The sequence below is a fragment of the Angustibacter sp. McL0619 genome (genome assembly GCF_049994355.1).
Lineage (GTDB): Bacteria > Actinomycetota > Actinomycetes > Actinomycetales > Angustibacteraceae > Angustibacter.
In genome coordinates, this window is sequence record NZ_CP188257.1 from 86,012 (window position 1) to 99,156 (window position 13,145).

Annotated in this window: 12 protein-coding genes; 5 read left to right on the forward strand and 7 right to left on the reverse strand. The window is 72.8% G+C overall.

Annotation, left to right across the window (positions count from 1 at the left end; all coding sequences use genetic code 11):
* Window position 1 precedes the first annotated feature (1 nt).
* A complete protein-coding gene (larB, locus tag ACPPVT_RS00435) occupies window positions 2-724 on the reverse strand; it encodes a nickel pincer cofactor biosynthesis protein LarB (RefSeq protein WP_426564408.1) in 723 nt (240 codons plus the stop codon).
* Window positions 725-769: 45 nt separating this feature from the next.
* On the opposite strand from larB, the gene ACPPVT_RS00440 reads away from it, so the two are divergent.
* Both ACPPVT_RS00440 and pheA read left to right on the forward strand, forming a co-directional pair.
* Entirely contained in the window at window positions 770-1,300 is a 531-nt protein-coding gene (locus ACPPVT_RS00440; protein WP_426564410.1) for a DUF4446 family protein, read from the forward strand.
* Window positions 1,297-2,241 (forward strand): prephenate dehydratase, encoded by a 945-nt coding sequence (gene pheA / locus ACPPVT_RS00445; protein WP_426564412.1) that lies wholly within the window; start codon window positions 1,297-1,299, stop codon window positions 2,239-2,241. Before ACPPVT_RS00440 ends, pheA begins: the two co-directional genes overlap by 4 nt.
* A gap of 187 nt (window positions 2,242-2,428) precedes the next feature.
* Here the strand turns inward: pheA and ACPPVT_RS00450 are convergent, their stop codons facing one another.
* The 4 genes from ACPPVT_RS00450 to ACPPVT_RS00465 form a co-directional block, all read right to left on the reverse strand.
* The gene (locus ACPPVT_RS00450; RefSeq protein ID WP_426564414.1) at window positions 2,429-3,838 is read right to left on the reverse strand and encodes a DUF222 domain-containing protein; all 1,410 of its coding nucleotides are present in this window, start codon (window positions 3,836-3,838) and stop codon (window positions 2,429-2,431) included.
* A gap of 109 nt (window positions 3,839-3,947) precedes the next feature.
* Entirely contained in the window at window positions 3,948-4,667 is a 720-nt protein-coding gene (locus tag ACPPVT_RS00455) for a phosphatase PAP2 family protein (RefSeq protein ID WP_426564416.1), read from the reverse strand.
* The gene (locus ACPPVT_RS00460; RefSeq protein ID WP_426564418.1) at window positions 4,664-5,407 is read right to left on the reverse strand and encodes a phosphatase PAP2 family protein; all 744 of its coding nucleotides are present in this window, start codon (window positions 5,405-5,407) and stop codon (window positions 4,664-4,666) included. The genes ACPPVT_RS00455 and ACPPVT_RS00460 overlap by 4 nt, the downstream gene beginning before the upstream one ends.
* The gene (locus ACPPVT_RS00465; RefSeq protein ID WP_426564420.1) at window positions 5,407-6,468 is read right to left on the reverse strand and encodes a diacylglycerol/lipid kinase family protein; all 1,062 of its coding nucleotides are present in this window, start codon (window positions 6,466-6,468) and stop codon (window positions 5,407-5,409) included. The genes ACPPVT_RS00460 and ACPPVT_RS00465 overlap by 1 nt, the downstream gene beginning before the upstream one ends.
* A gap of 62 nt (window positions 6,469-6,530) precedes the next feature.
* On the opposite strand from ACPPVT_RS00465, the gene serS reads away from it, so the two are divergent.
* From serS to ACPPVT_RS00480, 3 genes are read left to right on the forward strand one after another with little or no spacing between them, the layout of a single operon-like run.
* Window positions 6,531-7,814, forward strand: a complete 1,284-nt coding sequence (serS, locus tag ACPPVT_RS00470) for a serine--tRNA ligase (protein WP_426564422.1) — start codon at window positions 6,531-6,533, stop codon at window positions 7,812-7,814.
* Complete coding sequence (locus ACPPVT_RS00475; protein ID WP_426564424.1) at window positions 7,811-8,650, forward strand: HAD family hydrolase; 840 nt, start codon at window positions 7,811-7,813, stop codon at window positions 8,648-8,650. The genes serS and ACPPVT_RS00475 overlap by 4 nt, the downstream gene beginning before the upstream one ends.
* Complete coding sequence (locus ACPPVT_RS00480) at window positions 8,647-9,540, forward strand: SCO6745 family protein (protein WP_426564426.1); 894 nt, start codon at window positions 8,647-8,649, stop codon at window positions 9,538-9,540. Before ACPPVT_RS00475 ends, ACPPVT_RS00480 begins: the two co-directional genes overlap by 4 nt.
* 11 nt (window positions 9,541-9,551) lie before the next feature.
* Here ACPPVT_RS00480 and ACPPVT_RS00485 read toward each other — a convergent pair whose 3' ends face one another.
* Window positions 9,552-10,658, reverse strand: coding sequence for a glutamate--cysteine ligase (locus ACPPVT_RS00485; protein WP_426564428.1), 1,107 nt, complete (start codon window positions 10,656-10,658; stop codon window positions 9,552-9,554).
* Between the two features lie 50 nt (window positions 10,659-10,708).
* A complete protein-coding gene (locus tag ACPPVT_RS00490) occupies window positions 10,709-12,985 on the reverse strand; it encodes a SpoIIE family protein phosphatase (protein WP_426564430.1) in 2,277 nt (758 codons plus the stop codon).
* Window positions 12,986-13,145: the final 160 nt, after the last annotated feature.

Sequence of the window (13,145 nt, forward strand, 5' to 3'; positions counted from 1 at the left end):
ATCACGCGTCGTCCCGGGGTCGCGCGCGGCGGGCGATCCGGGCGGCGTGCACGCCGGCGCCGTAGCCGTTGTCCACGTTCACCACCGCGATGCCGGGCGCGCAGGAGTTCAGCATCGCCAGCAGCGCCGCCAGCCCGCCGGCGCCGGTGCCGTAGCCGATGGAGGTGGGCACGGCGACCAGCGGTACGCCGGTCAGGCCACCGACCACGCTGGGCAGTGCGCCCTCCATGCCCGCCACCACGACCAGTGCGTCGGCCTGGTCGAGGCGGTCGCGGACGGCGAGCAGCCGGTGCAGTCCGGCGACGCCGACGTCGTCCACCCGCTCGGCATGCGCGCCGTGCACCCGCGCGGTGATCATCGCCTCGGCGGCGACCGGGGCGTCCGAGGTGCCGGCCGCGACGACCAGGACGGTGCCCCGGGCGACGGGCAGCGGGCCGAGCACCGCGGTGCGCGAGACGTCGTCCACGTCGGCCGCGGGCAGCGACTCGCGGACGGCGGCGCGGGCCTCGGCGTCCAGCCGGGTGGCCAAGATCGCCCGGTCGTGGTGCGTGGCAGCCAGCCGGCTCAGCGTGGTGACCACCTGCTCCGGGGTCTTGCCCTGACCGAACACGACCTCGGGGTCGCCGGTGCGCCGGGCGCGGTCGACGTCCAGGCGGGCGAAGCCGACGTCCAGGTAGCCGGGGTCGGGCTGTCCGCTCTCGGTGGGGGGCTCGTGCTCGGGCACAGCCAGAGGGTACGTGGCCCGAGCCTGACGCGTAGGCTCCGGGGCGTGCACGCCCTGCCCGTTGCCGCTGCGCAACCGCTTCTCGAGCCCGCCCCCACCGCCATCGTCGCCGTGGTCGGCGCGTGCATCGCGGTGCTCGCACTGGTCATCGCGGTGGGCGCTCAGCTGCGGATGCGCCGGATCCGGCGGGGCCTGCGGGTCCTGCGCGGCCACTCCGGCGAAGGTGACGTGCTCGAGGTCGCCACCCGGCACGCCGCGGAGGTGAGCCTGTTGCGCGAGCAGGTGGAGAGGCAGCAGGCCCAGCTGGACCGCGTGAGCTCGGACGTCGCAGCCAGCCTGCGGCACGTGGCGGTCGTCCGGTTCGACGCGTTCGGCGACATGGGTGGGAGGCTGTCGTTCTCCGCAGCGGTCCTGGACGACGCGGGTGACGGCCTGGTGCTGACCTCGATCCACGGGCGCGGCGAGACGCGCTCGTACGCCAAGGGTCTGCTCGCGGGCAAGGCCGAGCACGCGCTGAGCCCGGAGGAGGCCGAGGCCGTGTCCGCTGCCACCGCCGAGCTGGGAGCGAAGCGGTGAGCGAAGCGTTGGGCGAGTACGGCTACCTCGGTCCATCCGGCACGTTCACCGAGGCGGCACTGCGGCAGGTCCTCCCGGCCGGCGCGGTGGCCCGGCCGATGGCCAGCGTGGACGCTGCGCTGGCGGCGGTGCGCTCGGGTGTGCTGGCCGCGGCCGTCGTGCCGATCGAGAACTCGGTCGAGGGTGGGGTCAGCGCCACGTTGGACGCACTGGCCAACGGCTCGGCGCTGCGGGTGACCCGCGAGATGCTCGTGCCGATCACGTTCGTGCTGGCCGCCCGCCCGGGGACGGCGCTGGCCGACATCCGACGGGTTGCGTCCCACCCGCACGGCTGGGCCCAGTGCCGCGGTTGGGTCGGTGCGCACCTGCCCGGGGCGGTGTACGTGCCGGCGCTGTCGACTGCGGGAGCGGCGGAGGGGCTCGACCCGGCGGCGGCCGAGGCGCCGCCGTACGACGCCGCGCTGTGCGCTCCGCTTGCGGCGCAGCGGTTCGGGCTCGAGGTGTTGGCAACGGACGTGGGTGACAACGCCGCTGCAGTGACGAGGTTCGTCCTGGTGCAGCGGCCCGGACCGGTCGCGCCGCCGACGGGTGCGGACAAGACGTCGCTCGTCGTGTTCCAGGCCGACGACCATCCCGGCGGACTGCTGGAGATGCTGGAGCAGTTCGCCACCCGCGGGATCAACCTGTCGCGGATCGAGTCCCGCCCGACCGGGGAGTCGTTGGGGCAGTACTGCTTCTCGATCGACTGTGAGGGCCACATCGGAGAGGCCCGGGTGGGCGAGGCGCTGATGGGGCTGCACCGGACCTGCCGTGAGGTGCGCTGGTTGGGCTCGTACCCGCGCGCCGACGCGCAGTCCGTCAGCGTGACCGCGTCGACAACGGACCAAGCTTTCGGCGATGCCGGCGACTGGCTGGGCGCGCTGCGTTCCGGCGATGCCTGAGCCGGGCTCAGTCGCGTTTGAAGCCTCCGCCCACGGTGTGCCCCGAGCTTCGATCGAGGACCGTGATCAACGCACGGTAGAGAGTGCCCAGGCGCACCGAAGCAGCCCTGCGGGCACCACCAGGTTTCGTCGAAAGGGTTGCGGGTCAGCGTCTCAGCGGCGTCTGTGGTTGGGCGCGAGGGGTCGTTCAGCGCCTGAGTCGGGTGAGGTAACGGCGAATGAGGTGGTCGAGGGCGCGTTGAGCTCGGGTGAGGTTGGCGGCGCTGGGGTGGTGTTGACCGACGTGTTGGCCGTTGGCGGGTGATGCGGTGTCCCAGTGGACGTGGCCTTGTTCGAGCCGGCCGATCGTGCCGGCGGCGTGCACGTGTCGGTGGTGGCGCCCGCAGAGCAGGGTTCCGTTGGATACCGCGGTTCGTCCGCCTTGGGAGAACGGGGTCAGGTGGTGGATGTCGCAGTGCGTGGGTGGGGCGGTGCAGCCGGGGTAGGTGCAGTGCTGGTCGCGGAGGGCTATGGCGGTGCGCTGTTTGGTCGGGAAGGCGTACTGGGTGTCTCCGACGTCTAGGGGGTTGCCGACGTCGTCGACCAGCACGGGTACCAGGTCGGCGTCGCAGCCGATGACCTGCAAGGCGGTGGATGACAGTTGCGTGCCGTCGGGCAGGGTGGCTGGCGCCAGCCCGGTCAGCCCGGTGGGTTCTGCGTTGGTCAGGGCGGCGGCGAAGGTGGTGTGCGGGACGGTGAGCAGGATCCGGTAGGGGCTGCCGTGGCTGGAGGGGAGCAGGTCCGGGGTGGCGATCGCGGTCTGGGCGAGGCGGTGCAGGCCGTCGTGGCGGCGTTGGGTGGGGCTGCGGGGGTCGGGGGTGCCGTCGCTGGCGGGTTGGGGGGCGGACCAGGCGTCGATCGCGGTGGTCAGGGCGGCCCCGCAGGCCGGGGTCAGGGTGCCTTGCAGGTGCACCATGCCGGACTCGGTGGCGGCCAGGGTCAGGGTGCGGGCCCGGTCGCGGGCGGCTTCGTCGCGGGCCAGCCGGGTGTCGGTGTCGGGGTCCAGGCGGTCACGCAGGTAGCCGGCCAGGCGGCGCAGCTTGCCGGCCTCGAACACGCCGGCCTGCTCGAGCAGGAAGGCTTGCGCCTCGTCCACGGTGTCGGCGTCGATCATCTGGGCCGGCACGGTGGGGGGCTGCAGCGCGGTGATCGTGGCGGTGATGATGTCGGCCTGGTCCAACCCGACCGCACCGGCCAGCACCGCGGCCCGGGTCGGGCCCAGGTCGACCGCGGCCGCGCCGGTGAACAGCTCCCCAGCGCGCCGTCCCAGCGCGGCGGCCTGGCGCCCGCTCATCGTCGGCACCACCTGGGCGACCCAGCCCGCGGCCCGGGCGTGCCCGCCCTGGCCGGGCAGCCCGCGGGCCTCGGCCTCGGCGACCACCCGGACCGCCTGAGCCCCGACCCGGCGGGCCAGCCGGTCCAACCCGGCCAGCGCCTCACCCAGCTCGGCCTCGGCCAGCCGCCACCCCTCGACAGCAGCGAACCGATCCAACGCCGCCAACGCGTCCGCCAACGCCGCAGAGGCGGCGCCGGACTCGTCGGTGGGGGCTGAAGTCATGCCTCGACCGTACGGACCCCCCGGCCGGATCGAGTGTCCCGCACCACATCTGTGCACAGTGGGACTGACCAGCACACCTGTGGACGCAGCCGCCTGTGGACGGCCGAGATCAGGCGCGCTGCAGTGCCCGGCGAGCGATCAGCATGCAGATCAACCCGTTGAGCATCCCGAACACCACATCTGAGGGATGGTGCATCCCGCGGTAGAGCCGCGCCGTCGCCACCGCGAACGGGATCAGCGCGAACCCCACCCCCAGGAGCACCCGCAGCCACCGGCGCTCGAAGAAGGTCGCGCAGATGATCGCCAGCCCGAAGTACAGGGCGGCCGACGCCCCCGTGTGCCCGGACGGGAACGACGACGTCGGCGGCGACGTGTCCAGCTTCGGGACGTCCGGCCGCTGGCGGTCGATCAGCAACGTGGTCAGCAGGAAAACCAGCGCCTGGCTGGCCACCCCGACGATCAGCGCGACCGGCTCGCGCAGTCGATGGCTCAGCCGCCAGATGATGAACGCGGACACCAGCATGCCGATGATGATCGTGCTGGTGTTCCCGAGGTGCGAGACCACCAACGTGATGTCGTTCCAGGTCGGCGTGCGGTGCGCGGCGAACCACCGGTTGACGCCGTCCTCCCCGGACACCGCGTCCTTGAGCTGGTGACCGAGCAGGTATCCGACGCCGCACAGCACCACGAACCAGGCGGCGACCGGGAGCAGCACCTGCCCCGCCAACACCTTGGCCAGTCGTCCTGCGGGGGGCAGCGACCCGTCGGGTGGTTTCAGCCGTGGGTTCACCCCGGCCTTCGTCGATCCGGGGTCGACCAGTCCGGTCACGGGTTCCTCCGCCTCGTCGGTTCGTCGGCTGGCTCGTCGGCCTGCTCGTCGACGGCGCGTTCGGCGCCGCGCAGTGCACGCTGCCGCAGAACTGGCCCGAACGCGACCCAGGACGCTGCGACGACCAGCCCACCGACCAGCCAGCCGGCGACCACGTCGCTCGGGAAGTGCACGCCCAGCACGAGTCGGTCGAGTCCGGTGAGTAGGGTCAGCACCACCGCGACCGCGACCAGCACCACCCGGTGCCGACGTCGACCCGCCGGCCGCCACAGCAGAACCACCAGCAGTGAACAGCCCAGTGCCGCGTTCAGCGCGTGCCCCGACGGGAACGAGAACCCGCTGGCAAACGAGACCGGCTGGTCCAGCACCGGACGTGCGCGCGAGACCGCGGCCTTGAGCGCCACCCCGAGCAGCGTCCCCACCAGCATGGTGCTGGCCACCCACAGGGCTGCGGTCCGAGCACCGTTGCGCCACAGCAGGATCGCTGCGACCAGCACCGCGAACCGGAACACGAAGGGATGCAGGACGTAGCCGCCGACCTCGGCGATATCGGCCAGCACCTCATGCCGGATCGCCCAGCCGGTCGTCGACTGCACGACCCGTTGGTCGAAGCGCACCACAGCACCGGACTGGTCGCGGATCAGCAGAGCCAGGACGGCGACCGGCACCGCGCAGACCACGGCTGCGACGGCCCCAGCGACCAGACGAGGCCGGGCCTGTTGGGCGGTGGTCGGGCTCATCAGCCGCGGCCTCGGTTGGCGGGCAACCGGATCAGCAGCGCACCCGGATCGACCCGCGCTCGCAGTGCGCGCACCTGGCCCACCACGTCGCCGTCCAGCTGGGCCTCGGTGGGCCGGTCGACCCGCACCTCCAGGGTGCGGCAGCGAATCCGCTCCACCCGGTGGTGACCGCGCCGGGTCAGCACCCGGGCGGCGACGCTAGCCCAGCTCACGACCCCCTTGGGGGACAACGTGACCACGTCGAGCCAGCCGTCGTCCACCTCGGCGTCCGGGATCAACCGGATGCCGCCGGTCAGCGTCCCGCAGTTGCCGACCAGCACCGTGCGTACCCGGCGGGTGAACTCGGACTGGTCGTCCGCGACGATGCGCGCCTTGGCCCGGGGGCCGGTGATGTGGCGGGCGCCGGAGACCGCGTAGGCGAGCCAGCCGAACCGGGCCTTGAGCTTCTCCGGTGTGCCGGCCATCATCTGCGCGTCGAAACCCAGGCCGGCCATCACCAGGAAGACCCTGCTGTCCGGGCCCTCGTCCTCGCCCGAGGAGTCGAACTCCACGATGCCCACGTCGATGGCCTGGTCGACCCCGCGAAGCGCGACCGTCAGCGCGTCGTCCACGCTGTCCAGCGGCAGTTCGAGGTTGCGAGCCAGCAGGTTCCCGGTGCCGCCGGGCAGCAGCCCGAGCGGCACACCGGTGTGCACCATCGCCGAGGCGACCTCGCGCACCGTGCCGTCGCCGCCGAGCGGGCAGACCAGGTCGACGCCCTCGTCCAAAGCCTGCTTCGCCTGGCCAGCGCCGTGGTCGTCCTCGGTGGTCTCCAGGAACAGCGGCTCCGCCCAGCCCTGGGCCCGGCACACCTTGGTCACCTGTTCGCGCACGGCGTCCAGGTCGTCGAACTTGGTGGGGTTGATGATGACGGCCGCCCGCCGGGTCCGGTCGTCCTGCACCGGCTCCGGGTCGAGCTCGGCCAACCGGCGGCGGTACCGGACCACCAGCACCCCGAGGACCGCGAACGCTGCCACGACCACGACGGCCGCGATCAGCAGCGAGATCGGTTGCACGGTCATGGTCGCCCAACCTATCTGCCACGGGCCAAACCGGCTGGACGACGGAGGATAGGCTCGATGTCGTGATCGATCTGAAGATCCTGCGGGACGACCCGGACGCCGCACGCGCCAGTCAGCGGGCGCGCGGGGAGGACGCCGACCTGGTCGACGCGGCGCTGGCCGCCGACGAGGGGCGGCGCAGCTCGCTGGCCGAGTTCGAGCGCGCCCGGGCCGAGCAGAAGACCTACGGCAAGACGGTCTCGGCCGCCGCCAAGGAGGACAAGCCGGCGCTGATCGCGCACGCCAAGACGCTCAGCGAGCGGGTCAAGGACCTCGAGCAGCAGGCGGGCGTGGCCGACGAGCACCTGCAGGTGCTGGTCCGCCGGATCGGCAACCTGATCCAGCCGGGTGTCCCTTCCGGCGGCGAGGACGACTTCACCCTGCTGCACGAGGTGGGCACGCCGCGGGACTTCGCGGCCGAGGGCTTCGAGCCGCGTGACCACGTCGAGCTCGGCGAGCTGCTGGGCGCCATCGACATCCCCCGCGGCGCCAAGGTCGGCGGCTCACGCTTCTACTTCCTGACCGGGCAGGGCGCCCGCCTCGAGCTCGGCCTGCTGAACCTCGCGATGAGCCGGGCCATCGAGGCCGGGTTCAGCCCGATGGTCGTACCCACGCTGGTCAAGCCGGACGTGATGGCCGGCGCCGGGTTCCTGGACGCGCACTCCAGCGAGGTCTACCGCCTGGCGGACGACGACCTGTACCTGACCGGGACGTCGGAGGTCGCGCTGGCCGGCTACCACGCCGACGAGATCCTCGACCTGGCGAACGGTCCGATCCGGTACGCCGGCTGGTCGACCTGCTTCCGCCGCGAGGCCGGCTCGCACGGCAAGGACACCCGCGGCATCATCCGGGTGCACCAGTTCCAGAAGATCGAGCTGTTCAGCTACTGCCCCGTCGAGGAAGCGGTCGCCGAGCACCAGCGGCTGCTGGACTTCGAGCGCGGCCTGCTGGACGCCGTCGAGCTGCCCTACCGGGTGATCGACGTGGCGGCCGGTGACCTCGGCGGCCCGGCGTCGCGCAAGTACGACTGCGAGGCGTGGGTGCCGACCCAGGGCCGATACCGCGAGCTCACCTCGACGTCCAACTGCACGACGTACCAGGCCCGCCGGCTGGGCATCCGCGAGCGCGACCCGGCCAAGGACGGCGCCACCCGGTACGTCGCGACGCTGAACGGCACCGCGGCCACCACCCGCTGGCTGGTCGCGATCCTGGAGAACCACCAGCAGGCCGACGGGTCGGTCGTGGTCCCGCAGGCGTTGCGGCCGTTCGTCGGGCTGGACGTGCTCGAGCCGGTTGGGCGCTCGTGAGCGATCCGGCCCGGCCGGCGGCGCAGCCCTGGCCGATCGTCGCGCTCGACGTCGACGGCACCATCCTGGACCACGACGGCGGGCTCACCGACCGAGTCCGCGACGCGGTGCGCGCGGTCGCCGACTCCGGCCGCGAGGTGGTGCTGTCCACCGGGCGCTCGTTGATCGCCACCACGCCGGTGCTGGATCGGCTCGACCTGACCCACGGCTACGCGGTCACCAGCAACGGTGCGGTCACGTTGCGGCTGGACCCGAGCATCGACGCTGGCTACGAGATCGCGGACCTGGTGACCTTCGACCCGCGCGCGGCCCTGACCCTGCTGCGCGAGCACCTGCCGCAGGCCGTCTACGCGGTCGAGGAGCTGGGCACCGGCTTCCGGCTCACTGCCCCGTTCCCGAAGGACGAGCTGATCGGCAAGATGACCATCGTGCCGTTCGAGGAGCTGTTCGAGCAGCCGGCCACGCGCGTCGTCGTCCGCAGCCCCGAGCACACGCCCGAGGACTTCCTGCAGCTGGTGGAGCGCCTCGGCCTGCACGGCGGCAGCTACACGGTCGGCTGGACCGCGTGGCTGGACATCGCACCCGAAGGGGTCAGCAAGGCGCACGGCCTGGCCTTCGTCGCCGACTCCCTCGGGGTGCCCGCGAGCGACGTGCTCGCGGTCGGTGACGGGCGCAACGACCTGGAGATGTTCGCCTGGGCCGGGCGCTCGGTCGCCATGGGCCAGGCCCCGCCGGAGGTCCGCGAGGCAGCCGACCAGACCTGCGCCGACGTGTACGCGGACGGGCTGGCCGACGTCCTGGAAAACCTTGTCGGAGAAGGGAACCGACCCGGATGAGCGACCCTGGAGACCTGGAGACCTGGGCGCAGCGCGCCTGGGCCTCGCTGGAGCTGCTGCACGTACCCGGCTACTTCTCCGTCGAGTGCCGCGAGCAGTACAAGGCGCTGGGGCTGCATCCCGGGCTCGCCTACTTCCCGGTCCGGTCTGCGGCCCTGGGTGCCGTGCCGGCCGAGGTGGTCGAGGCGATGTTCTTCGTCTTCGCGCCGCGCCGGGTACGCAAGGTGCTGCCGGACTGCTGGTCGGTGGCATCACCCGAGCGGGTCCTGGCCGCTCGGCACGAGGGGGTGCGCCAGACGCTGCACCGGATCCTGGACGACACCCTCGCGCAAGGCCCGGACGGCGCACTGGACGAGGCCGTGCAGCTGGCTCGCCAGGCCTGTGAGGGGCTGACCGCCCCCGGCCGCGCGCTGTACGCCGGCCACGCGGCGCTGCCCTGGCCGGACGAGCCACTCATGCAGCTGTGGCACGCCGCGACCCTGGTCCGCGAGCACCGCGGGGACGGCCACGTCGCCGCCCTGCTCACCGCCGGGCTCAGCCCGGTCGAGGCGATGTGGACCTACGGGCTGGTGGACGCTCCCGGCGTCAAGCTCGGCTTCCTGCAGTCCAGCCGTGGCTGGACCGAGGCGGAGTGGCAGGAGGCCGCGGACCGGTTGATGGAGCAAGACCTGGTGGAGGCCGCCGACGACGGTGGCGTGCACGGCAGCGGGCTGCGCCTGACCGACTCTGGCCGCACCCTGCGTGAGGAGCTGGAGGAGACCACCAAGCTGTCCGCGCTGGATGGCTGGGCGCATCTCGGGCTGGACGGCACCCGGCGGCTGGCCGAGTTGCTGAACCCGTTGCGGCGCAGCGTGATCGCGTCCGGCATCATGGCGCCGACCCAGGTCTGACCAGCCGGCCGCTACCGCGCGGTCAGTCGGACGGCGTCCGCGACGACGTCGCGCAGGTTGCCCGACCGCCGGTGTATCGCACGCTGCCGCAGGGCGCCTGGACCGCGGTCCAGCAGGTCCTCCAGCCCCTTCTCGACGAAGGCCAGGTCACCCGCGTCGTCGAGGGCTTCGCGCACGTGGTCCAGCAAGGCCGCGACCACCGCGCTGGCCCGTTCCGGGCGGCCCGAGCACGGGTCGAGCAGGACGTCGTCCAAGCCCGAGCGGGACGCGCGCCAGTGGGCCAGCCGCAGCAGGGACGTCGGGACGAGGGCGGCCGGCAGGCCGGCACGCCAGTGGCGGACGGCGGTGTCCACCAGGGCACGCGCGAGCGCCGCGACCAGCACGGTGTCGCGCGCCAGCAGGCACACGTCGGCGACCCGGATCTCGACCGTCGGGTACTGGGCGGACAGCCGGGCGTCGAAGTAGAGCATCCCGGCGTCCATCGGCACCTCGCTGGCCAGCAGCACGCGGACCCGTTCGCGGTACGCCTCGCCCGACCCGAGCACCGGCAACGGTCCCGCCGAAGGCCACCGGCTCCACACCTGGGAACGGTAGCTGCCGTAGCCGCTGTCCACGCCCTGCCAGAACGGCGAGTTGGCGCTGATCGCCAGCAGTACGGGCAGCCAGACCCGGATGCGGTCCAGCGCCGCGACGCCCTCTTCGTCCCCGTCGACCGACACGTGCACGTGCAGGCCACAGGTGAGCTGCTCGCTCTCGGTAAGGCCGAACCGCTCGGCCATGGCCAGGTAGCGGGCGGCGGGGGTGGTGCGTGGCGCGACCGGCAGCGGCGAGGTGGCCAACGCGGCGACGTGGGCGCCAACTCCTGCAGCGGCTCTGGCGGCGCGGGCACGGGCGTCCGCCACGGCCTCGGCGAGCGCCCGCAGGTCGCTCTGCGGCTGGGTGTCGACCTCGATCTGCTGAAGCTGCAGCTCGCGCTCGACCGTCCCGCCGGGGCGGGTCTGGTCAACGGGCTCGGGGTCGGCGCCGGCCAACCGGACGACCTGCGTCGCCAGCGAGAGCGGCTCGCCAGACTCGGGCTCGACGAGAAGCAGCTCCTCCTCCACCCCGACCGTCCGCATGGCGCAGTGTCGCGCAGTTGTCGGTGCCGCACGACTTCAACGACGAGCGGCTACCGGCGCGGCAGCACTTCGAACCAGACGATCTTGCCGGCGATGTCGTCCTTGACGCCCCAGCTGGAGGAGGCCAGGTCCAGGATGTCCAGGCCTCGCCCGTCCAACGCGTCGTCCTGGCGCTCGGCCCGCTGCGGATGCCGCGAGTTGTCGTCGCCGACCTCGACCCGCACCCGGTCCGGGCGCATGACCAGCCGCAGCCGGGCCTCGCTGCGGCCGTGGATGAACGCGTTCGTCACCGTCTCGCTGGTCAGCAGCACGACGGTCTCGACGACGGCCTCGGGGTAGCCGGCCTGCCGGCAGTGTTGCTCCACGAACGACCGCGCCCGGCGCACGGCGCCGTGGTCCGGTGGCAGCACCAGCGACACATCCTGCCGCCTCGCCGGCGCCGTCCGTTCGTCGCCGTCCGGGTCGACGGAGAAGGTCCGCTCGATCCGGGTCTTGGCGATCTCCTCGCCGGAGTCGTCCAGCGTCAGGCACCGGATCGCGAGCAGCGCGACGTCGTCCTCGGCGTCGGTGGGCAGCTCGCCGAGCAGCGAGTCGCACAGCGAGCTCAGCGGGAGCCCGGACAGCGCCTCGACCCGGTGCCGCAGCCACTCCAGGCCGTGGGTCAGCGTCTCGCCGCGCCGCTCGACCAGGCCGTCGGTGTACAGCAGCAGCGTCATCCCGGGCTCGAGCAGCAGCTCGTGGTCGGTCCGCGCGGTGGCTGGCATCAGGCCGAGCAGCAGCTCCGGCTCGCTGTCCAGCAGCTCGCCCGAACCGTCCGGGCGCAGCACGATCGGCGGCGGGTGCCCGGCGTTGGACCAGCGCAGCAGCCGGATGGACGACGTCTGGTCGCCGCGCACCGTGAGCTGCGCGTCCCGCTCGACTCGGGCCAGCACGGCAGTGGCCAGCGCGTCGACGTCCAGGTCGCGCAGCGCGTGGTCCAGGCCGGTGAGCACCTGCGCCGGCGAGCCGTCCAGGCTGTGCGCGACGCCGCGCAGCACGCCGCGGATCTGGGCCATCGACGCGGTGGCCATCCGGTCGTGGCCGGCGACGTCGCCGATCACCAGCATCGTGTCGCCGTCGGAGAGCTCGAACGAGTCGTACCAGTCCCCTCCCACGTAGGCCTCGCGGGTGGCCGGCAGGTAGCGGGCCACCAGCTGCAGGTGCTCGGGCTGGGCGGGGTCGGTGAGCAGGCTGCGCTGCAGGGACTCCGACAACAGCCGGGACGAGATGGTCGCCTCACGCTCCGCCTCGCGGGCCTGGATGCGTTGCAGTGCCTGGGCGCACTGCGCGGCGAACGCCGACAGCAGCTCCTTCTCGCCGTCCGTGAACACCCTCGGCTCGACCCAGCTCACGGTCAGCGAGCCGAGCTGGCGACCCTCGGCCAGCAGTGGCAGCGAGGCCCAGGCGTCGCAGCCGGAGGTGGCGTAGACCAGGTGCATCTCGTCGCCCCAGGCGTAGCCCTCGTCCCGGTTCCCCAGGTAGATCGGCTCCGGCACGATCGCGGACACCACAGAGGGCAGGTGCGCCGTCATCGGCATCTCCTGACGCAGCCGCTGGCCCTCCCGACGAGTGTCGGTGATGGTCAGCCGGACGACGCCGTCGTCGTCGTCCCGCACCGCGACCCCACCGCCGTCGCAGCCCATCGCGGCCACGCCGCGGACCACCACCAGATCGGTCAGCTCCTCCACCGTGTCGGCGGCGGCCAGCTCGAGCGCCACGAAAGCCAGACCCTGCAGCCGACGTCCGACCTGCTCCTCGGCGGCGCTGAGCTCGGCCACCTGGCGTCGACGCTCGTCGAGGTCCGACTCGAGCCGCTGGGTGTGCTCGATCAGCTGCTCCTCGCGGCGCTCGGACTCACGGCGAGCAAGCTCGCCGTGCACCGCCTCGCTGATGTCGGAGACGGTGCTCAGGACGAGGGCATGGCCGACGGCATCGAACATCGGCGAGTTCGTCAGGGCCCACCACCGCTCGACGTAGATGCCCGAACCGACCGGGTACTCGATGTCGTGCCGCATCCGTGGGATGACGTCAGTGCGGCCGCTGGCCAGGGCGCGGGCCACCGAGTCGGTCAGCGGGCCGCCCTCGGTAGGTGCGTTCGGCTGCGCGGGGTTGGTCGGGAAGCTCAACGAGACCGGGCGGTCGACCAGCTCGGCCCGGGAGCGCCCGGTCAGCCGCAGCAGGGCGTCGCTGACCGCCACCACCACCAGGTTGGCGTCGAGCAGCCAGCAGGGGAGCGGCATGGCCGCGAGCACGGCGCGGAAGTCGAGAACGGTGCGCTGGTCCGACACGGCCCTCCCGTCCGCAATCGTGGCAGTGCACCCGTCGTGCCCGCCCCCGCAGTGTCCCCCAGGATGCGCCCTGATAGCGACGCATAGCGACAGTCGTCCCGATTTCCACCCCATTGGACGCGGGGTCACCTGCCGGCCGGAGCGCTCCGAGTGGCAGGGT